17 protein-coding genes, 2 tRNA genes and 1 pseudogene are annotated in these 21,885 nt (G+C 35.4%); 7 read left to right on the top strand and 13 right to left on the bottom strand.

The annotated features are described in order from the left end of the window. Positions 1 to 32 precede the first annotated feature (32 nt). The gene (gene hemW, locus ACFX5D_RS04465) at positions 33 to 1,187 is read right to left on the bottom strand and encodes a radical SAM family heme chaperone HemW (RefSeq protein WP_379857047.1); all 1,155 of its coding nucleotides are present in this window, start codon (positions 1,185 to 1,187) and stop codon (positions 33 to 35) included. Positions 1,188 to 1,255: 68 nt separating this feature from the next. Further along, on the bottom strand, positions 1,256 to 1,810 hold the full coding sequence (ruvC, locus tag ACFX5D_RS04460) for a crossover junction endodeoxyribonuclease RuvC (protein ID WP_379857046.1): 555 nt from the start codon (positions 1,808 to 1,810) through the stop codon (positions 1,256 to 1,258). Between the two features lie 55 nt (positions 1,811 to 1,865). Here ruvC and ACFX5D_RS04455 point away from each other — a divergent pair, with 55 nt between their 5' ends. Together ACFX5D_RS04455 and ACFX5D_RS04450 are read left to right on the top strand one after the other, a co-directional pair. After that, positions 1,866 to 2,810 carry a hypothetical protein gene (locus ACFX5D_RS04455; protein ID WP_379857045.1) on the top strand — a complete coding sequence of 315 codons (945 nt, stop codon included), beginning with the start codon at positions 1,866 to 1,868 and terminating at the stop codon, positions 2,808 to 2,810. Further along, positions 2,807 to 3,910 (top strand): glycosyltransferase family 2 protein, encoded by a 1,104-nt coding sequence (locus ACFX5D_RS04450; protein ID WP_379857044.1) that lies wholly within the window; start codon positions 2,807 to 2,809, stop codon positions 3,908 to 3,910. Before ACFX5D_RS04455 ends, ACFX5D_RS04450 begins: the two co-directional genes overlap by 4 nt. On the opposite strand, the gene ACFX5D_RS04445 is transcribed toward ACFX5D_RS04450, so the two are convergent. From ACFX5D_RS04445 to ACFX5D_RS04435, 3 genes are read right to left on the bottom strand one after another with little or no spacing between them, the layout of a single operon-like run. After that, the gene (locus ACFX5D_RS04445; RefSeq protein ID WP_379857043.1) at positions 3,903 to 4,616 is read right to left on the bottom strand and encodes a DUF4184 family protein; all 714 of its coding nucleotides are present in this window, start codon (positions 4,614 to 4,616) and stop codon (positions 3,903 to 3,905) included. The two genes, ACFX5D_RS04450 and ACFX5D_RS04445, sit on opposite strands and share 8 nt — an antisense overlap. Positions 4,617 to 4,619: 3 nt before the next feature. Then, positions 4,620 to 5,096, bottom strand: a complete 477-nt coding sequence (locus ACFX5D_RS04440; RefSeq protein ID WP_379857042.1) for a hypothetical protein — start codon at positions 5,094 to 5,096, stop codon at positions 4,620 to 4,622. Between the two features lie 42 nt (positions 5,097 to 5,138). Further along, on the bottom strand, positions 5,139 to 5,528 hold the full coding sequence (locus ACFX5D_RS04435) for a hypothetical protein (protein ID WP_379857041.1): 390 nt from the start codon (positions 5,526 to 5,528) through the stop codon (positions 5,139 to 5,141). A 52-nt stretch (positions 5,529 to 5,580) separates the two neighbouring features. On the opposite strand from ACFX5D_RS04435, the gene ACFX5D_RS04430 reads away from it, so the two are divergent. Beyond that, entirely contained in the window at positions 5,581 to 6,081 is a 501-nt protein-coding gene (locus ACFX5D_RS04430; protein ID WP_379857040.1) for a DUF456 domain-containing protein, read from the top strand. A gap of 63 nt (positions 6,082 to 6,144) precedes the next feature. Here ACFX5D_RS04430 and ACFX5D_RS04425 read toward each other — a convergent pair. The 7 genes and pseudogenes from ACFX5D_RS04425 to ACFX5D_RS04395 all read right to left on the bottom strand — a co-directional run. Next, positions 6,145 to 6,218: transfer RNA gene (locus tag ACFX5D_RS04425), tRNA-Asp, on the bottom strand. Between the two features lie 269 nt (positions 6,219 to 6,487). Further along, a tRNA-Asp gene (locus tag ACFX5D_RS04420) sits at positions 6,488 to 6,561 on the bottom strand. A gap of 87 nt (positions 6,562 to 6,648) precedes the next feature. Then, positions 6,649 to 7,575: a DUF58 domain-containing protein gene (locus ACFX5D_RS04415; RefSeq protein ID WP_379857039.1), complete on the bottom strand. Its 927-nt coding sequence runs from the start codon at positions 7,573 to 7,575 to the stop codon at positions 6,649 to 6,651. 151 nt (positions 7,576 to 7,726) lie between these two features. Then, complete coding sequence (trxA, locus tag ACFX5D_RS04410; protein ID WP_072945763.1) at positions 7,727 to 8,044, bottom strand: thioredoxin; 318 nt, start codon at positions 8,042 to 8,044, stop codon at positions 7,727 to 7,729. 324 nt (positions 8,045 to 8,368) lie between these two features. Beyond that, a complete protein-coding gene (locus ACFX5D_RS04405; protein WP_379857038.1) occupies positions 8,369 to 9,271 on the bottom strand; it encodes an outer membrane beta-barrel protein in 903 nt (300 codons plus the stop codon). A 181-nt stretch (positions 9,272 to 9,452) separates the two neighbouring features. Further along, the gene (gene dnaE / locus ACFX5D_RS04400) at positions 9,453 to 13,997 is read right to left on the bottom strand and encodes a DNA polymerase III subunit alpha (protein ID WP_379857037.1); all 4,545 of its coding nucleotides are present in this window, start codon (positions 13,995 to 13,997) and stop codon (positions 9,453 to 9,455) included. A gap of 963 nt (positions 13,998 to 14,960) precedes the next feature. Further along, a pseudogene (locus tag ACFX5D_RS04395) lies at positions 14,961 to 15,674 on the bottom strand (3'-5' exonuclease); the annotation flags it as partial. A 731-nt stretch (positions 15,675 to 16,405) separates the two neighbouring features. On the opposite strand from ACFX5D_RS04395, the gene leuC reads away from it, so the two are divergent. The 4 genes from leuC (at position 16,406) to leuB (ending at position 21,352) form a co-directional block, all read left to right on the top strand. Continuing rightward, the gene (gene leuC, locus ACFX5D_RS04390; protein WP_379857036.1) at positions 16,406 to 17,800 is read left to right on the top strand and encodes a 3-isopropylmalate dehydratase large subunit; all 1,395 of its coding nucleotides are present in this window, start codon (positions 16,406 to 16,408) and stop codon (positions 17,798 to 17,800) included. Positions 17,801 to 17,989: 189 nt separating this feature from the next. Continuing rightward, the gene (gene leuD, locus ACFX5D_RS04385) at positions 17,990 to 18,586 is read left to right on the top strand and encodes a 3-isopropylmalate dehydratase small subunit (protein ID WP_379857035.1); all 597 of its coding nucleotides are present in this window, start codon (positions 17,990 to 17,992) and stop codon (positions 18,584 to 18,586) included. Between the two features lie 137 nt (positions 18,587 to 18,723). Further along, positions 18,724 to 20,250: an alpha-isopropylmalate synthase regulatory domain-containing protein gene (locus ACFX5D_RS04380; protein ID WP_379857034.1), complete on the top strand. Its 1,527-nt coding sequence runs from the start codon at positions 18,724 to 18,726 to the stop codon at positions 20,248 to 20,250. Between the two features lie 40 nt (positions 20,251 to 20,290). Then, positions 20,291 to 21,352, top strand: a complete 1,062-nt coding sequence (gene leuB, locus ACFX5D_RS04375) for a 3-isopropylmalate dehydrogenase (protein WP_379857033.1) — start codon at positions 20,291 to 20,293, stop codon at positions 21,350 to 21,352. A gap of 152 nt (positions 21,353 to 21,504) precedes the next feature. On the opposite strand, the gene ACFX5D_RS04370 is transcribed toward leuB, so the two are convergent. Then, positions 21,505 to 21,867, bottom strand: a complete 363-nt coding sequence (locus ACFX5D_RS04370; RefSeq protein WP_066079550.1) for an RNA recognition motif domain-containing protein — start codon at positions 21,865 to 21,867, stop codon at positions 21,505 to 21,507. Positions 21,868 to 21,885 lie beyond the last annotated feature (18 nt).

Below are 21,885 nucleotides of genomic sequence, written 5' to 3'. Positions count from 1 at the left end.
AAAAATCAATTAAAAATCAACAGATCCTAAAACTAGTTCAGGATAAACAAATCACTTGCAATTCCATCCGTCAAAAACTTTCCTTTCTTGGTGGTTTTCAAAACATTGTCTTTGACTAAAACTAGTTCATCGTTCAAGAACTTCTGAACTTGTTTATTCAAATAATCCAAATAAACAAACCCAAATTCCGTTTTTACTCGATCTAAAGAAACGCCCCAAATCGTCCGCAAGCCCGTCATAATATATTCATTGTATCGATCGGCTGTAGAAAGAATTTCAGTTTCATTAGGCAATTTATCTTCTTGTATAGATTTTAAATACAGCGAATTGTTAGAAATATTCCAACTCCTCGAGACACCATCATAACTGTGGGCCGAAGGGCCAATTCCCATATATTTTTTTCCTAACCAATACGCCGAATTATTCTTGGAAAAATAATTTTCCTTCCCAAAATTAGATAATTCATAATGGATAAAATCATTGGCTTCAAGTGTTTCCACCAAAATAGCAAAATGTTCTTGGGCAACTTCATCTTTAGGCGCAGCAATTTTTCCTGTTTGAATAAGCTTGTTCAATGCTGTTTTCGGCTCTACGGTCAAAGCATAACTGGAAATATGTGGAATCCCAAAACTCAAAGCAGTTTCTATATTTTGTTTCCACTTCTCGTTGCTCATTCCCGGAATTCCATAAATCAAATCAAGGGAAATATTATCGAAATATTGAGTAGCAACTTCCAAGCATTTCTGGGCTTCGGCCGAATTATGGGCGCGGTTCATCAATTGTAAATCGTCTTCAAAGAAAGACTGAATACCTATGCTTAACCTATTGATTTTACTTTTAGATAATTCGATGATTCGCTCTTCAGACAAATCATCAGGATTCGCTTCAAGCGTGATTTCAGGATTATCAATTACAGAATAATTGCTATAAACTGCAGCAATCAGAAAATTAATCTCTTCTGATGTCAATACACTTGGCGTACCACCACCGAAATAAATGGTTTCCACCATTTGCTTCCCCTGTTCGCTTTTGCTCGGATCATTTTTAAATTCACTTTTGCGCACTTTAATTTCTTTGGCAATAGCCAAAACCATCTCCTCTTTCTTCTTCATCGAAGTCGAAAAATGGAAGTCGCAGTAATGACACGCCTGCTTGCAAAAAGGGATATGGATGTAGATTCCGCTCATATAATTTTTAGTTGCAGTTTCGAGTCTCAGTATCCAGTGAAACGCTGAAAACTGAGACAAAGAACTGTTTACTTTTTTATTCGTTCTTCATTCTGTTTTACAAAAGCGTCCCAACCGTTATAACTTTTTTCCCCAACCACTTTTCCTGAATTGAAAAAATGACAAACCGCTGCGGCCAAACCGTCGGTGGAATCAAGATTTTTGGGTAGTTCTTTCAGCCCTAATAATTGTTGGAGCATTTTAGCGACTTGTTCTTTACTGGCGTTTCCGTTTCCGGTAATTGCCATTTTTATTTTCTTGGGTTCGTATTCCGTAATAGGAATATCTCTCGAAAGTCCCGCTGCCATGGCCACGCCTTGCGCGCGTCCTAACTTCAACATTGACTGTACATTTTTACCAAAGAAAGGCGCTTCAATTGCGATTTCATCGGGATTATGTGTATCAATTAACTCAATGGTTCGTTCAAAAATGATTTTCAGTTTTTGATAATGATTGTCATATTTGGACAATTGCAATTCATTCAATTGTAAAAACTCCATTTTTTTATTGACAATTTTTATCAATCCGAAACCCATAATCGTCGTTCCGGGGTCAATTCCTAATATGATGCGTTCGTTTGCCAATGATTTAGTTTAAAGTTTAAAGTCTAAAAGTTTAAAGTTTTGTTACTTTGCACCAATGATTTCAATTCCACACAAAACTAAGCAATTCCTTGTACTTCTAATCAAACTTTTGATTGTAGGTGGCGCCTTTTATTTTATTTACGATCAATTAGCAAATAACGACAAACTTGATTGGCAAAAATTCATCATTCTGTTCCAGAAAAACCAGTCAGTTAGCGGAATCGCCTTCATTTTATTTCTCAGTGTTTTGAATCGGTTCTTTGAAATCTTGAAATGGCAGAATTTAGTTCTATTTATCCATAAAATATCGTTGGGAGAAGCAACCAAACAAGTTCTTGGCGCGCTAACTGCCGGACTATTTACACCAAATGGCGTAGGCGAATATGCCGGAAAAGCATTGTTTTTCGAAAAAAGTGAAACTAAAAAAGTCATTTTTTTAAACCTCATTTGCAACGGAATTCAAATGATTTTGACCGTTATTTTTGGGATTATCGGATTATTGTATTTCAATGCACAATACAATGTGATTACCACAAAAACTGTTATGATTCTGTTTGGAATTTGTTTTCTGGTGTTTGGAATCTTGTTTTCTTTAAAAAAGTTAACGATTAAGGGCTTCTCAATCGAAAAATTAATTCATAAGACTAACGAAATTCCAAAATTCATTCATCAAAAAAATATCTTTTTAGCGATTTGTCGTTTTCTTGTTTTTTCGCACCAATACTACTTTTTGTTTCTGGCTTTTGATGTTGACTTGCTATATTTAACAGCCCTTGCCACGATTACAAGCGTTTATTTTCTGGCTTCCTTCTTGCCCACTTTTCAGTTTTTGGATTTTGCTGTAAAAGGAAGTGTTGCCGTTTATTTTTTTGGGACACTTGGCGTAAACGAATGGATTGTAATTTTTGTTACAACGATTATGTGGTTTTTGAATGTTGTTGTGCCAGTAGTGATTGGCAGTTATTATGTGTTGAATTTTAAAACTAAAAATCGAATATGATTTTTGTTTTGTCTGTCGTCTTAATCCTGTATTGCCTGGCGATTGTATTTCTTATTTATGGTTTTACCAAAGTAAATACTATAGATTACAATGGCTTAACACCAAAAACAAAGTTCTCGATTATCGTTCCTTTTCGGAATGAGGCAGAAAACCTGCCCTTTTTATTAGACAGTTTATCCAAGATGAATTACCCGTTAGAATTGTTTGAAGTGATTTTGGTAGATGATTTTTCTGAAGAAAAGTTGAAAGTTGAAAATTTAAAGTTTAAGGTTTCGGTTATTAAGAATATTCGGGTTTCAAATTCACCCAAGAAAGATGCGATTTTAAGCGCAATGCAAATAGTAAATACTAATTGGATTATCACCACTGATGCTGATTGCGTGGTCAATAAAAACTGGTTATTGACATTGGATAATTACATTCAACTACACGATATTGCTATGATTGCCGGAGCAGTTACTTATGATTGTAACAATTTGTTTCTTCATCATTTTCAGCAATTGGAATTAGCTAGTTTACAGGGTGCTACAATTGGTAGTTTTGGAATAAAAAAAGATTTTATGTGTAATGGTGCCAACTTTGCTTACACCAAATCTCTTTTTCAAGAACTGAATGGCTTTGATGGAAATGATGGAATTGCAAGTGGTGACGATGTTTTCCTGTTGCAAAAAGCAACTGAACAATTTCCCGAAAAAGTACATTATTTGAAATCTAAAAATAACATTGTCATCACGAAACCAATGAACGATTGGAAATCGCTTTTCTATCAAAGAGTGCGCTGGGCATCGAAAACAAGTTCGTATAAAAGTACGTTCGGGAAAGGATTGGCAGTAGTGGTATTTGCTGAAAATTTAAGCTTAGTCCTTGCTTTTATACTTTTGCTTTTGGGCTTATTATCATTTCTGAATATCTTTTTGTTATTCGTATTGAAATTTGTTGTTGATACTGTTTTGATTTACAAATCTCAACGTTTTTTGACCAAAGCTAAAATGAGTTATTTAATTCCGAGCAGTTTATTGTACCCTTTTTTCAGCACTTCTGTCGCTTTGTATTCCTTATTTGGTAAATACGAATGGAAAGGAAGAAAATTTACTAAATAATTTTTTTATTTCTAAAAATCAATCCTGTTAAAGAAATTGCAAGTACCATTGGAGAAATAATACTTACTACAGTATTCCCAATTTGATTCAATTGTGTTCCAAAATAAAATCTAACAGCAATAAAAACTAGTGCAAAAAGGAAGGACAGACGCCAATAGTTAAAATCCATTATTTTGCTATTTCCATTTTTTTTCGGTAGTTTATAAATATAAAATAAAATCCACGACAAGCCAATTATTGAACTTGCATGCTGTGCAACTTTATATAACGGAATTGAAAATACTTCTATATTAAAAAAAGAAAACCGTTGTACCATATAACCATCCCAATGCGTCATTGAATCCCATAAAATATGGGAAACGGCCCCTAAAAAAAAAGAAATCAGAACGGTAAAAACAGCACTATTAAAATACTTTACCCAATTAAACTCTTTTAATTCCTGCAACCTACTTTGAAAAAAAAGGGGTGAATTATCTATGAGAGGACGTTTTATTATTTCATGAAAAGCAAACATAACTATAAAACCCAAAGGAAAATCAATTAGAAATATCCCTGAAAGAGTATGACTGATTTCGCTTTGCATTTTCATTCGAAAAAAATATTCAAAGTCGGGAGACATAGAACCAACCATCAAAGCAGTCGCTGACAATTTTTTATTTTTTAAAAATGGTAAAATAATGGCCGGATGTGAAAATGTAAATGGCATTGCTTACTCTACTTTTAGAATAACTGGAAGTATAAACTGCGTTTTTACTGGAATTCCACGTTTAATGGCTGGATTTACTTTTGGAAAATCGACTAAACGAGCTTGAAGTATACTATCTATTTTCACTTTGTCATAAGCCACGGAATCCTTAGGGAACTGAGGTTCGAATTTAATAGTAGAATTAGGAAAAACAGTTACTTTTACTTCAATTGTATCTAATTCCGGATACAGAACTGCTAGCGTATCCGCGCATAATTTTTCTTGAATAAGTTGGGTTAGCACCTCAAAAAAACATTGTTGACGCTGTGTTTTATTTTCTATTTTTTCACAATCAACCACTGATGGAAACTCATCGACTTCTTTCCAATTAATATTTTTTAATTCCTTTTGGAGCAATTCCTTTTCTGAAGGCACTTGCTTGTCTAAGTATTGACAGGAGTTAAAGAATACAAATACTAATAAAAAGTATAATTGCTTCAAGGTTTTGTTTTTGATTGAGACTAATATTTTATAAAAATACAATTATTTTTTTACGGATGCCTTAGACAATAAATAATCTTGATACGATTCAGCGAACCACTTCTTTTTATTTTCAGCGGCGGTTTGCTTTTGCTCCGGATACAGGGCAGCTAATCGATCTGAGAAAATAGCAATTCGAATCGTATAACTATAGAATTCTGATTTGGTTAACACCAATTGCGAGTCTGATTTCTTACGGAAAAATTCAAAAAAAAGTTGATCGAACTGTTTCAGAGAATAATTCAATACTTTTACTTTATTGACAACATAAAGTGAGTCTTTTAAAAGGTCATCGTTACTACCCGTCTTTTTTTCTTGGGCAATTAAAGTCCCGAAAGAAATAGTGAAATAGAGTAAAAGGGAACATATTAAAATTATTTTTCTCCTATTCATTTACAAAGGAATTGTTGCTTCTTTATTTTTCAAAAATACTAAAAATAAGTTTATGGACATATTATTTTTGGCTCTTGGTTTTATTTGTATGATTGTAGGCATTTTAGGGAGTTTTCTCCCTGTTTTACCGGGTATAAGTATCAGTTGGATCGGCGTACTTTTCCTTTACTTCACAAACGCTGTTCCGACTAATTATTGGATTCTTGGAATTACTTTACTGATCACTATAATTATATCCGTTTTGGATTATGTGATTCCGGCTAAAGGAACCAAAAAATTTGGCGGAAGTTCTTATGGAATTTGGGGAACTAACATAGGATTGATAGTAGGAATTTTAGCCCCTATCCCTTTCGGATTTATCATCGGGCCTTTTCTTGGTGCCTTTCTGGGAGAACTGCTTTACGACTCTAAAAACCACAAGCGCGCTTTAAAGGCTGCCACAGGATCATTATTGGGCTTTCTAGCTTCGAGTTTTGTGACGTTTTTAGTATGCGTGATGTACTTAGGATTGTTTCTGGTAATTGTCTGGCAATATAAATCAGAATTCTTCTAATTACAGATCAAAATATTGAAACAAAAAAAGCCTTTCTGTTACGAAAGGCTTCCCCAATATTAGCGGTCTGGACGGGACTCGAACCCGCGACCCCATGCGTGACAGGCATGTATTCTAACCAACTGAACTACCAAACCTGCTGCTTTATTGCGGTGGCAAAGATACAATAGATTTCCATTTATACACCGGAAACTTAAAAAATATTCTTCACAAATTTTATACTAGAAAATAGGCTTCTTAACTCCCTTTAAATCAAAAAAGCTATCCACATAAGTGGAAAGCTTTTCATTGGTCTAACTACTAAACCCGGTCAGCTTACAAGGCCGACCAAAACAACACAACTAGCTTTAGATACCTTATTGGGGCAAAAAAGCCTTTCTGTTAAGAAAGGCTTCCCCAATATTAGCGGTCTGGACGGGACTCGAACCCGCGACCCCATGCGTGACAGGCATGTATTCTAACCAACTGAACTACCAAACCTGCTGCTTTATTGCGGTGGCAAAGATACAATAGATTTCCGTTTATGCAAGTGTTTTTACAAGAAATATTCAATAAAACTTTGCTCTATTATACAAAGTTTTGTTTTTCAACTAAGTATGTAGTCAAAATATTTTCAAAACTTTCACCAACACTAACCGGAACATACTTTATTCTGTTTTGTGCACAAGTCAACGCGAGCTTCTTGAAGTACCTTTCTGTTTGTTTTTCGTATTCTTGTTTCACATTATCTGCAAAAATAGCTACTTCTTCTCCTGTTTCTACATCAATAAACTTCCTTGGCGCATTATCAAAATCAAAATTTAGCTCCGTTTTGTTATCTACGACATGAAATAAAACTACTTTATGCTTATTGTGTTTCAAATGTTGCAAGGCATTAAACAACGCTTCTTCATTGCCGGATTGAAACATATCCGTAAACAAAATAATCATTGAACGGCGGTGAATCTTCTCCGCTATTTGATGTAAAAATATAATTGTATCCGTCTTTTTTTTTATTGTTGGTTTTTCCAACAGGTTTTCAAGCGCATTTAATATCATTCGATGATGACGGCCACTACCTTTTTCAGGTGCGTAGTACTCATAGGTGTCCGAAAACACACTTAGTCCTATAGCATCGCGTTGCTTCTTTAGAAGATTCATTAAAACCGCTGAGGCCAAAACCGAAAATCCTATTTTATTCTCATAGAAAACTTGTTTGTCACTTAATTCTGGATAATACATCGAGGAGGAATTATCAATAATAATATGACAACGCAAATTCGTCTCTTCTTCGAAACGTTTTGTGTACAAGCGATCCGTTTTGGCAAACAACTTCCAATCAATATGCTTGGTGCTTTCCCCTACATTATAGACTTTATGTTCTGCAAATTCAGCCGAAAATCCATGAAACGGACTTTTATGCATTCCTGAAATAAAACCTTCCACCACTTGATTGGCAAGCAATTCTAGATGCTGAAAGCTGGAAATTTTCTCAATTTGCGATTCGATTTTCATATCTCAAATATAGTAAAAGTTGGAATGATTTAAAAATTAAACGATTGCACATAAAATCCAATTAAAATTAGACTCGTCTCACCTAAAATAGTAGACATAAAAAAAAGGCCTGACTTTCGTCAAACCTTTTATATAAATCATAATCTACCGATTACAACAAAGCGTCTAAGCTATCAGCGTAGGTCTGTTTCGGAGCAACTCCTACTTGTTTTCCTACTACTTCTCCATTATGAAAAACCAACACTGTTGGAATATTTCTCACTCCGTATTTTGCAGCAAATTCTTGGTTTGCATCTACATCAACCTTCCCTATTACTACTTTACCTTCATATTCTGTACTAAGTTCGTCAATGATTGGTCCGACCATTCTACAAGGTCCGCACCACGCTGCCCAAAAATCTACCATTACTGGTTTGTCTGATTTCAAAACTACTTCTTCAAAAGTAGCGTCCGTTATTGCTAAAGCCATATTATTTTTTTGTTTAAAGTTTAGTTTAAAGTTTCACGAACCTTAAATACAATGCAAATTTAGATATTAAAAACAAACCAAACACCATTCTCAAATTAGTTTTAATTATAAATGTATTGTCAATACTTATTTGAAGCTATTTCCTGCTGTTCACTGTATCTTTTGTCACGTCCCGAAGCATCGGACGGGACAAAAGGACGCCTCCCGAAACTCCGGGACAATCAGTACTAAAAATACAATTATAAAGAAACTACCTTGGTTTAAAACACAAAAAAGAGGCTATTTTCTCAAACAGCCTCTTCAATTATTCAATATCGATTTGTATTATAAGCTGTATTTCAACCCAAGAGTCAAACCAACACCACTAATACTGATGTATGAACTTAATTCGTCAGTTGGCTTAGTAGAATCAACTGTATTAAAATCTGAATTATTAGAAATACTATCTAAATGATCCGTATAATTAGAATGTATTTGAGCAGTAGTGCGTGTACTTAAAGCATCTGCTCCATTCACAGTGTAAACTGTCGTTTCTTTTGTTTTACCATGCACTGTAAAATTACGGTATTCAACTTCTCCAAATGCAGATAGATTTTTTGCTAATTTATAACTTGTCCCCAAAGCTGCTAAAAACCCCACAGTTGCATTAGGTTTAACTTTATCACTTTGAAATACTTTTCTCTCTCCGCCTACAGCTGGACCATTAAAATCCTGAGTAGTTTCAATTGTCAACTTTCCATTAACCGGAACAATCGCACCTACTTTAGAATACGGTTCAAATCCTTTTAACTCTCCTAAAAACAAAACAACTGCAGGAGCTAAATCTAAAGCTTTAACCTGTCCTTCTGCAGTTAAATCTAAATACGTTGGCCCTCCAGTCATAGAAATTACCCTGTCTATAGTTTCAACCATTGTCTTTCTATTACTATTATAGTAGTTAATACCTATTTCTACACCCAAACGTGGTGTAAAACGATATCCTACATTCCCCCCATAACGAAAACCCTCTCCAAAAGATCCCGTAATACTTTCTCTAGAAGCTAATTTTCCATCAACATAAACATCTCTGTTTGGAGTTTGCCCTCCTACAACTGGAAATTGTGTAGCAGTTGCTTGTATAAAGTAAGACCCTCCAAGCTTAAAATACCAACTTTCTTTCTTTTCAGTTTGAGCAACCACTGACATCGCACAAACTAGCAATCCTAACACAAAAAGATTCTTTTTCATAATTTTATTCTTAATAAATTCATACCAAATTTAAAATAATTTAATACAATTTTTACCCATGCTCCACCATCGCACCAGAACAATCATTACAATATTTGAGCTTTTAGCTAAAAGTATGCGCGCATACTAAATATTTAACTAAAAATCATAATTTACACCTAACATTTAACTGTTAAAAAACTTAATTTAATTTAAAATTAATTTGCATTTTCTCTAACTCCACCAACAATTCATTCGAAATTTTTATTTTCAACTTTCTGCTCGGCATAGTCACCTTGGTTACAACCTTAATCTCTTCAATTTCTTCTACTTTCGCTTCAGCATTTATCTCTGGAATTTCGAGAGCTCCCATTTCAGAATCTTCATTCTCGTCGACAAAAGCCACTTCTTCGTTTTCTATTTCTACAGGAGAAACGGCAACGAGTCGTTTCGTTTTTTCCAATTCCATAATTTCAAAAGACACTGTATTATCTCCTTTATTTTCCTGGAAAAGATGACTTAATTTATGGATGAAATCAGTTTCTAAATCCTTAATATTTAATAGTACAATTAATTTCTTAGCAAAGACTTCCAGTACATCTTGTAATTGTTTTACCTCTACAAACTGTAGTCTTGGTTCTCCTTTTTTCCCTGTATCTCGGTCGGTCCAACCTTCTTTTACCAACACCTTCATAAACGTAAAATTATTCTGGATAAAGAAATGGCGAAACTTTAGATACTCCTCCCCAAAAATCCTAAACTCATAACTTTCATCATACCCTTCTAATGTAAACATGCCCCAACCTTTTCCATTTTTGGCCACACGATGTTGCACATTATTGATAATCCCCCCAAATGCGAGGTTTTTACTCACATGAAGTTCCATATTCTTCAATGATTCTAACTTGGCATTACAAAAATGTTTCATTTCAAATTTGTAATCGTCTAGTGGATGTCCCGAAATATAAATTCCAACAACCTCTTTTTCTTTGGCGAGTTTTTCCATCGTACTCCAGTCCTCACAGGGTGGCACCACCGGTTCTGCAATTTGTACTTCGCTGGTATCGCCAAACAAACTCACTTGTGATGAATTTTCATTTTCTTGAAACTTCGCCCCATACCGAATCGCTTTTTCATAAAAGGTAATTCCATCCCCATCATCATGAAAATATTGCGCTCTTGTTGTTCCTAAAAACGAATCAAACCCTCCAGCCAAAACCAGATTCTCCAACGCTTTTTTATTCGCTGCACGCAAATCAATACGTTTGGTCAAATCAAAAATCGACTTATATCTTCCATCTTTTCTATTCTCCACAATTGTTGCCACAGCTCCAGAACCCACACCTTTTACGGCTCCCATTCCAAAACGCACCGCATAATCATCATTTACGGTAAATTTATAAAACGATTCATTCACATCGGGTCCTAAAACTTGCAATCCCATACGTTTACACTCTTCCATAAAGAACGAAACCTGCTTAATGTCACTCATGTTATTGGACAAAACCGCTGCCATATATTCGGCTGGATAATTCGCTTTCAAAAATGCCGTTTGATAGGCAATCCAAGCATAACAGGTAGAGTGTGATTTATTAAAAGCATATTCCGCAAAGGCTTCCCAGTCTTTCCATATTTTCTCCAGTTTATCTTCGGCATGCCCTTTGGCGGCAGCCTGACTGATAAATTTAGGTTTCATTTTATCCAAAACGTCCTTTTGCTTTTTTCCCATCGCTTTACGCAAAACGTCCGCATCACCTTTGGAGAAATCCGCTAATTTTTGGGACAAAAGCATTACCTGCTCTTGGTAAACGGTAATTCCGTAGGTATCTTTTAGCAATTCTTCGCAGGCATCTAGGTCATAAATAATTTCCTCTTCACCGTTTTTTCTTTTTACAAAACTAGGTATATAGGCAATCGGTCCCGGACGATACAAGGCATTCATCGCAATCAAATCGGGAAAAACCGTTGGCTTCAATTCCTTCATGTATTTCTGCATTCCCGGACTCTCATATTGAAAAATCCCTACCGTTTCTCCGCGTTGAAAAAGCTCATAGGTCTTCAAATCATCAATAGGAAATTCGTCGGGATTCAGGTCGATTCCTGTTCTGTATTTTACTAATTTAACCGTGTCTTTTATCAAGGTCAGGGTTTTCAATCCCAAGAAGTCCATCTTCAACAAACCGGCACTTTCTACTACCGAGTTGTCAAACTGAGTCACATACAAATCAGAATCCTTGGCCGTAGCCACAGGAACAAAATCAGTAATATCACTTGGTGTAATAATAACTCCACAAGCGTGAATCCCTGTATTTCTTAAGTTCCCTTCTAAAACTTTGGCTTGCTGAATGGTTTCTCCAGCCAAATCACTCTCATTAGCTAGACCTATTAATTCTTTTATTTTATCGTATTCTTCGGGACGAACGGCCTTCTTGATTACATCTTCTTTTTCATTTAAAAATCGCGCTAAATTCCACTTGGAAGGCATCATACCCGGAATCAATTTTGCTATTTTATCGGCTTCGAACAAAGGTAAATCCAACACACGAGCGGTATCTCGAATGGCCGATTTTGTTGCCATTTTACCATACGTGATAATTTGTGCCACTTGTTTTGAACCGTATTTCCTGATCACATAATCCATTACGCTGCTTCGTCCTTCGTCATCAAAATCAATATCAATATCGGGTAGTGACACACGATCGGGATTCAGGAAACGCTCAAAAAGCAGGTTGTACATTAACGGGTCGATATTGGTGATTTTCAAACAATACGCCACCACCGATCCTGCCGCAGAACCTCGACCAGGACCTACAGAAACGCCCATACTTCTCGCTTCAGCAATTAAATCCTGGACAATTAGGAAATATCCTGGATAACCGGAATTGGATATTGTCAGTAATTCAAAATCCAATCGTTCCTGAATTTCTTCGGTTATTTCAGGATATCTGCGATTGGCACCTTCAAAAGTCAAATGCCTTAAATACGCATTTTCACCTCGCACCCCACCATCAACTGCATCTTCGGGATTATTAAATTCAACAGGGATTTCAAATTTTGGCAATAAAACTTCCCGTGCCAAATCGAAAATTTCAATTTTATCCACAATCTCCGAAATATTCGAAATCGCTTCCGGCAGATTATTGAAGAGTTGTTTCATTTCGTCTCCCGACTTGAAATAGTATTCCTGATTCGGCAATCCGTAACGATAGCCTCGACCACGACCAATAGGAGTAGTTTGTTTTTCACCGTCACGCACACAAAGCAAAATATCGTGTGCATTCGAATTTTCTTTGTCTATATAAAAGGTATTGTTAGTCGCAACAATCTTCACATCATGCTTTCTCGCCAATGAAATCAAAGACGCATTCACCCGATTTTCATCTTCCTGATTGTGACGCATCACTTCAATATAAAAATCTTCCTTGAACTCGTTTTTCCACCAAATCAAGGCTTCTTCGGCTTGGTTTTCACCAACGTTTAAAATTTTATTTGGAATTTCTCCATAGAGATTCCCCGACAGAACAATAATATCTTCTTTGAATTCCTGAATTACTTTTCTGTCAATTCTTGGCACATAATAAAATCCTTCCGTATAAGCGATGGAAGACATTTTAGCCAAATTGTGATAGCCTTTTTTGGTCTTCGCCAAAAGTACTATTTGGTATCCATTGTCCTTAACCGACTTATTTTTATGGTCTTCACAAACAAAAAATTCGCAACCTACAATCGGTTTCATCGGAACTTCGGTAGGTTCTTCACCATTTTCAATTGCCACTTTATTCTTAGCTTCAGCCGCTTTATTGTGGTATAAAATATCACGAACAAAATGGAAAGCACCCATTAAATTGGCATGGTCTGTCATGGCCACCGCAGGCATTTTTTGTTGTGAAGCTGCTTTTACCAGTGCTGCAATACTAATCGTAGATTGCAATACTGAAAATTGGGTATGGTTGTGTAAGTGAACGAAAGGTGTATCGACAAGTACTTTTTTATTCTCCGACAGTTCTGCTCTGGAAACAGCAGGCGCTTGTTTTTCGCCAAATTGCTGCTGAATTTTATTCGAAGCTTCCTTGAGATTAATATGTTTTAATCCAATTAATTTAATCTCGTTTGGATTCTTATTTTGAAAATCTTTAAAATAACCAACTTCAACATCGAGTTCTTCTTTCGTGAAAATATCACGACGAATTAATTCCAGGAAACAACGCGTAGTTGCCTCCACATCGGCAGTTGCATTGTGGGCTTCACCAAAGGGTTTATTAAAAAGATAACTATGTAATTCGGTTAAGGTTGGCAGTTTGAATTTACCGCCTCGACCACCTGGCAATCGCAATAAGGAAGCGGTAACTTCAGTACACGTATCCAAAATAGGCATGGCACTCATAGGGCTCTCCACACCCATTCTATAAAATTCGCAACCCATAATATTGATATCAAAACCTAAATTCTGACCTACAATAAATTTGGCTTTGCCTAATGCAATATTGAATTTTTCCAAAACTTCTGCCAACGAAATACCATCGGCATCTGCCAGTTCCGTAGAAATACCGTGAATTCGTTCCGCGTCATACGGAATATTAAAACCTTCGGGCTTCACCAAATAATCCTGATGCTCGATGAGTTTTCCCATATCGTCGTGCAACTGCCAAGCGATTTGAATACAACGCGGCCAGTTATCCGTATCTGAAATGGGAGCGCCCCAACGCTTCGGTAATCCTGTAGTTTCGGTATCGAATATTAAGTACATAGATAGTAGTAATGAAGTTGTTGAAACTATTTGTTTTTTAAATTATTTAATTTTTGTAGTCTATCGAAGGTTTGCCCAAGTAATTGCTTCATCAAGACCTCTATCAAAAAATGATTTTTCTTTAATAATAATGTCTTTAACTTGCCCATAATCAAATTTTAATAGTTCAAAAATAGTTTTCCCTTCTGAATCCCAAACTCTATTATATTCTCTACTATAAAAATCCCATGTCTTCATAACAGTTTGCTTAATAATTAATTCGTCTATATTGTCAAATATACTATCCTTATTTAAAGCACTTTCCATATATAAGTCATGTGGAATCTCTGTAAAACCATTTCTCATATCATAATCCGATTCAGATAATTTATCATTTAACCTTTCCATTGCATTTAATAAGCTTTTAGGAAAATCATTTTTATCTGAAATTTGTGTTATACTTATTAAGGGATTTTCTTCTACCCCTCTAACAAAAATTTTCTTTACTCCACAAAAACATGCCAAAATTTGAAAACGATTACCTTCAAACAATTGGCTATATATTTCATTTATATTTATTTGCCCTCCTAGATCCCCAAACATCTCTTCAAAACCTTTTACAGTAATTTTTAACCAAAGCTTAAGAGCTCTTTTTTGTTTTACATCTTTAATAGCATCATGAGAAAGAGGTAAGAATCTCATTAATTCATTGTCCTCCTTTTGTTCTAATTCTCTAATTTGTATGAGTTGCATCATCATATGCTCTAACCCCTTACAATCTTTAACAATTTTGAAACCAGATATGAACATAAATCCAAATTTAGATTCAAATCCCCGACCAAACGCCCGAACAATATAATCTTGTGATTTTTTATCATTCATATTAGAGAATGCAAAAGACCCAAACACACCACCTACATAATCTTGGAATTTTTCGTCATTTACAAATACACACTTCTTTAAATTAACAGATTCTATTGGTTTTTGTTTAAATGTTTCTCTTATAACATCCGAAGATAATTTCAAATCTATATGTTTTAAACCAATGAGTTTAATCTCACTTGGATTCTTACTTTGAAAATCTTGAAAATAACTGGCTGGAACATCGAGTTCCTCTTTAGTGAAAATATCGCGGCGAATTAGCTCTAAGAAACAACGCGTAGTTGCCTCTACATCGGCAGTAGCATTATGTGCCTCACCAAAAGCTTTATTAAAAAGATAAGAGTGTAATTCGGTTAAAGTTGGCAATTTGAATTTACCGCCTCGACCTCCTGGCAATCGCAATAAGGAAGCGGTAACTTCAGTACAGGTATCCAAAATTGGCATGGAGCTCATTTGGCTTTCAACTCCCATTCTATAAAACTCACAACCCATAATATTGATGTCAAAACCTAAATTCTGACCTACAATGAATTTGGCTTTGCCTAAAGCGATATTGAATTTTTCTAAAACTTCACTCAAAGAAATACCATCTGCTTCGGCCAATTCCGTAGAAATACCGTGAATTCGTTCCGCATCATACGGGATATTAAAACCTTCGGGCTTCACCAAATAATCTTGATGCTCGATGAGTTTTCCCATATCGTCGTGCAACTGCCAAGCGATCTGAATACAACGCGGCCAGTTGTCAGTATCTGAAATGGGAGCGCCCCAACGCTTTGGTAATCCTGTAGTTTCGGTATCGAATATTAAGTACATAAATCCCCTTCCCAGCCCTCCCCGAAAGGGAGGGTGCCAAAACCTTTAGATTCAGACTGTGTATTTAACTGGTTTTAAACACTTTAAATTTATAATAAATCACAAAAAATGAATTTCAAATTTAGGATTTTTTTAGATAGAAGAAGCCTTAAATAAGAACAAAAAAATTCAAAATAATCGTTAAGAATCACCTTACGAATTACTTCATCTTTTAGCACAAAATCACTCAATATTGCCCTATTAAAAAGAACAAATAAACTCGCCATACATTTTTTGGATGTCGTAGTATTTCACTAAAACAAATCGAAATAAAAACACAAAAAAAACACTGCTTTAGTTCTCTAAAAAGCAACAAAAAAGTATGTTATAAAAAATAAAACAATCCGTTAATTTTGTTAATTATTAGTATTTAAATTCATTTTATTGTATTTTTTGAATCAAAAAACCTTCTTTTATATTAAAATACCGATAAATTTGCAAATTATCAAATTGGACCGATTTAAAAGAAAAATAGATTTAAAAGAAATTTAATATCAAAACAAAAAGAAGGTATTCAAACTACAAACCTATAACAGAAGAGGTAAGGTGTTGTAAAAACAGTTTGGGTATCGTATATAATCAAATATTAAAATTGACAACCTTATTTCTTTTTTTAAATTTGTTCCCATTGTTACAACTTTATGTAAATAATTTGGTTGTAAAAAAAGAAATACACTTAAAAAATATTTAAAATGAGTACTACATTATTTGACAAAGTATGGGATTCGCATGTTGTGCGTAAAATTGAAGATGGACCAGATGTGTTTTTTATTGACCGTCATTTCATCCATGAAGTTACTAGTCCTGTAGCTTTTTTAGGTTTAAAAGAAAGAGGTATTACGGTTTTATACCCAGAACGCACTTTTGCAACTGCCGATCACAATACACCAACAATAAATCAACACTTACCTGTTGCTGATGCTTTATCTGCTAATCAATTAAAAGCATTGGAAGACAACGCAGCAGAATATGGTATTTCTCACTGGGGATTAGGTCACCAAAAAAATGGAATCGTTCACGTAGTAGGTCCTGAAAACGGAATTACTTTACCGGGTGCAACTATTGTTTGTGGAGATTCTCATACTTCTACGCATGGTGCTTTTGGCGCTATTGCTTTTGGTATCGGAACTTCTGAGGTTGAAATGGTGATGGCTACTCAATGTATCATGCAACCGAAACCAAAGAAAATGCGTATCAACGTAAATGGCGAATTGAGTAAAGGTGTTGGTCCAAAAGACGTTGCACTTTATATCATTGCACAATTAACTACTTCTGGAGGTACAGGATATTTCGCAGAATATGCAGGAGATGTTTTTGAAAACATGTCTATGGAAGGCCGTATGACCGTTTGTAACTTGAGTATCGAAATGGGTGCTCGTGGTGGTATGATCGCCCCAGACCAAAAAACATTCGATTTCTTAGAAGGAAGATTGTACGCTCCAAAAGGCGAGGCTTGGACAAAAGCGGTAGCGTATTGGAAAACATTAAAAACAGATGCTGATGCAATTTTTGATGCAGAATTAAACATCAATGCTGCAGATATTGAACCAATGATTACCTATGGTACAAATCCTGGAATGGGAATTGGTATCTCAAAAAATATTCCAAGCGCTAACCAAGTAGAAGGTGGCGCCGAAACGTATAAAAAATCTTTAGCTTACATGGGCTTTGAAGAAAATGACGTAATGATTGGCAAACCAATTGATTTTGTTTTCTTAGGAAGTTGTACCAATGGTAGAATTGAAGATTTTAGAGCTTTTACAGAAATTGTAAAAGGAAGAAAAAAAGCAGATAATGTTACCGCTTGGTTGGTTCCAGGTTCTCACGTAGTAGAAGCACAGATTAAAGAAGAAGGCCTTTTGGATATTCTTACTGAAGCTGGTTTTGTATTGCGTCAGCCAGGTTGTTCCGCTTGTTTAGCGATGAATGATGACAAAGTACCTGCAGGAAAATATGCAGTAAGTACTTCAAACAGAAACTTCGAAGGTCGTCAAGGTCCAGGTTCAAGAACATTATTGGCGAGTCCAATTATGGCCGCTGCTGCTGCAGTTACTGGAAAACTAACAGACCCAAGAGATTTGTTTTAAAAGATTTCAGAATGTAGAGTAACGATTTTTGAATTCAGATTTCGCTAAGTCTACAAATTGTAGCGTCTTTTACAACATTCAGCAAATTATACAATTTAGATTACACAAAATAACATTAACGATTACGATTCCATTTCCCTTAAGGTAAATCAAAAATCAGCAATCGTTAATCAAAAATCATAAATAACAATGGCATACGATAAATTTAATATCCTTACCAGTAGTGCAGTGCCACTACCAATAGAAAATGTGGATACCGATCAAATCATCCCAGCACGTTTCTTGAAAGCTACGAAAAGGGAAGCTTTTGGAGACAACCTTTTCAGGGACTGGAGATACAACGGAGATGATACTCCAAAAGCAGATTTCGTATTGAATGACGCAACTTACAGTGGAAAAATATTAGTAGGCGGAAAAAACTTTGGTTCGGGTTCTTCAAGAGAGCACGCAGCTTGGGCAGTTTACGATTACGGATTCCGTGCAGTTGTTTCTAGTTTCTTCGCAGACATCTTTAAAGGAAACTGCTTAAACATTGGTGTTTTACCAGTACAAGTTAGTCCGGAATTTGCTGAAACAATTTTCAAAGCTATTGAAGCTGATCCAAAAACAGAATTGGAAATAAATCTTCCGGAACAAACCATTACTTTAAAAGCAACTGGCCAAAAAGAATCTTTTGATATCTCTGGATACAAGAAAGACAATATGGTTAACGGTTTTGATGATATTGATTACTTACAAAACATCAAAGAAGAAATTGTTGGGTTTGCCAATAAGCTTCCTTACTAAAAACAAACAATAAAAATGCAGTTACTGTAAGCTCAACTTTATTGTTAGCTTAGTAACTGCTTTTTACTATTTTATAAAATACAACAACAAGATTTCAAATTACTGAAATCGAAACCGCTTTTAGCATCAGATTTATAATGGAAAAAAGAAAAATTGAAATAATGGATACGACGCTCCGTGATGGCGAACAAACATCGGGAGTATCATTTTCTGCTGCAGAAAAACTAACCATTGCACAATTGTTGCTGGAAGAATTAAATATTGATAGAATTGAAATTGCTTCTGCACGTGTCAGCGAAGGAGAATTTCAAGGTGTAAAAGGGATAATGACCTGGGCTAATGAGAAAGAATATTCTAACCGAATTGAAGTTTTAACTTTTGTAGACGGTGGACTTTCAATAGATTGGATGAAAAAGGCCGGAGCTAAAGTCCAAAATTTGCTAACCAAAGGATCCCTCAACCATTTAACGCATCAATTAAAAAAAACGCCTGAACAACATTTTACCGAAATTGCTCAAGCCATTGTATTAGCTCAAGAAAACAATATTGAAACGAATGTCTATCTTGAAGATTGGAGTAACGGAATGCGTAATTCACCTGAATATGTGTTTCAATATTTAGATTTTTTAACCCAACAACCGATTAAAAGAGTCTTACTACCGGACACTTTAGGCGTTTTAATCCCTTCTGAAACTTTTGATTTTATTTCGAAAATTATAGCGCGATACCCAAATACCCATTTTGATTTTCATGCGCATAACGACTACGATTTAAGTATCGCTAATGTAATGGAGGCCGTAAAAGCGGGTATTCAAGGACTTCACGTAACCGTAAACGGAATGGGAGAACGTGCTGGAAATGCACCGCTTGAAAGTACTGTTGCCGTAATCAACGACTTTTTACCAGAAATAAAAATCAGCGTAAAAGAATCTTCATTATACTCTGTGAGTAAATTGGTAGAAACATTCACAGGATATAGAATTCCTGCTAACAAACCTATTGTTGGAGACAATGTTTTTACTCAAACAGCAGGTATTCATGCCGATGGCGACAACAAAAATAATTTATATTTTAATGATTTGCTTCCGGAACGCTTTGGAAGAAAACGAAAATATGCATTAGGAAAAACTTCTGGCAAAGCCAATATTGAAAAAAACCTTCAGGAATTAGGGCTGAAATTAAATCCAGAAGATCTAAAATTAGTTACCCAACGCATCATTGAATTAGGCGACAAAAAAGAAACCGTTACCAAAGAAGATTTACCTTATATTATTTCTGATGTTTTAGACAGCCAGACTTACGAAGAGAGAATTGTGGTCGAGTCTTATGTATTGGTTCACGCCAAGGGAATGCGACCTTCTACCACGCTCTGTTTAAAAATTGATGGAGAAATCATTGAAGAAAATGCTCAAGGTGATGGACAATTTGATGCTTTTATGAATGCTTTATCAAAAATTTATAAAAGTAAAAAAATGGAATTGCCTAAATTGATTGACTATGCAGTACGAATTCCTCCAGGAAGTAGCTCAGATGCGTTATGCGAAACCATAATTACCTGGACTAATCATGGAAAAGAATTTAAAACGAGAGGATTAGATTCAGATCAAACAGTTGCCGCAATAATTGCTACGCAAAAGATGTTGAATGTGGCTACTCCCCAATAACGATAAATAAAAAAAACGATATTAATTTAAAAAATACCTAATGAAATTTAACATAGCCCTTTTAGCCGGAGACGGAATTGGACCAGAAGTTATCAATGAAGCTGTAAAAGTTTCTGATGCTATTGCAAAAAAATTTAACCACGAAATCAATTGGACTCCAGCTCTTACAGGAGCTTGTGCAATTGATGCTGTTGGAGTTCCTTATCCTGATGAAACGCACGAAATTTGCATGGCTGCTGATGCCGTTCTATTTGGAGCTATCGGACACCCAAAATATGATAATGACCCCAGTGCACCTGTACGACCAGAACAAGGTTTATTATTGATGCGTAAAAAACTAGGATTGTTTGCTAATGTACGTCCTACATTTACTTTCCCATCTTTGATTGACAACTCTCCTTTGAAAAGAGAACGTATTGAAGGAACAGATTTAATCTTTTTAAGAGAACTTACCGGAGGAATTTATTTTGGTGAAAAAGGAAGAAAAGACGATGGCGAAACAGCTTATGACACGTGTACTTACACTAGGGCAGAAGTTCAACGTTTAGCCAAGAAAGGTTTTGAATTGGCGATGACCCGAACTAAAAAATTGTGTTGTGTAGACAAGGCCAATGTAATGGAAACTTCTCGCTTGTGGAGAGAAACTGTACAAGCCATGGAGAAAGACTATCCTGAAGTAACGGTAAGTTATGAATTTGTTGATGCGGTTGCCATGCGTTTAGTTCAATGGCCGAATTCTTACGACGTCTTAATTACTGAAAACTTATTTGGAGACATCTTAACGGATGAAGCTTCTGTAATTTCAGGCTCTATGGGACTAATGCCATCAGCATCTGTAGGAGAACACACTTCACTGTACGAACCTATTCACGGGTCGTATCCACAAGCTACAGGATTAAATATCGCTAATCCATTAGCGACAGTTTTATCTGCAGCAATGATGTTTGAAGATGCTTTTGGATTAAAAGAAGAAGCAGAAGCTATTAGAACCGTAGTAAACAAATCATTGGAACAAGGAATTGTAACAGAGGATTTAGCCGGAAAAGATGCAAAATCGTATAAAACTAGTGAAGTTGGCGACTGGTTAGTTGCTAATCTATAAAGTTTCTTTTGTTTAAAAATTGAGTAATAGCTAAGATTACAACCTGAAAAAACAACACTCACTTTTAGCTTTTACTCAGCTTTAAACAAAATAATAAACAACAAAAAAGGTGTCAATAAATTGACACCTTTTTTTATAGCTAGAAAAAAATATTAATATCCTCCTCTGTTTCCACCACCACGGTTTTCTCCACCACGGCTGTTTCCACCACCATAACCACCGCGTGAATCTCCACCACGACTGTTATTGTTAAAACTTCTTCTTTCGCCTTCTGGTTTTGGCTCAGATTTGTTTACAACTATTGCACGTCCTTGAACAGTTGCACCGTTCAATTCATCAATTGCTTTTTGAGCTTCATCATCATTTGGCATCTCAACAAAACCAAACCCTTTACTTCTTCCAGTAAATTTATCAGTAATAATTTTAACTGAATCAACTGCTCCGTAAGCCTCGAAAGACTCTCTTAAATCTGCTTCCTCAATACTGAATGGAAGACTTCCAACAAAAATATTCATATGTACTTATTTAAATAA

Origin of the sequence: Flavobacterium fructosi (assembly GCF_042787335.1) — a bacterium.
GTDB classification, from domain to species: Bacteria; Bacteroidota; Bacteroidia; order Flavobacteriales; family Flavobacteriaceae; genus Flavobacterium; species Flavobacterium fructosi.
Note: the sequence above shows the minus strand (reverse complement) of the source record. Positions and strands in the feature narration are given on the sequence as shown.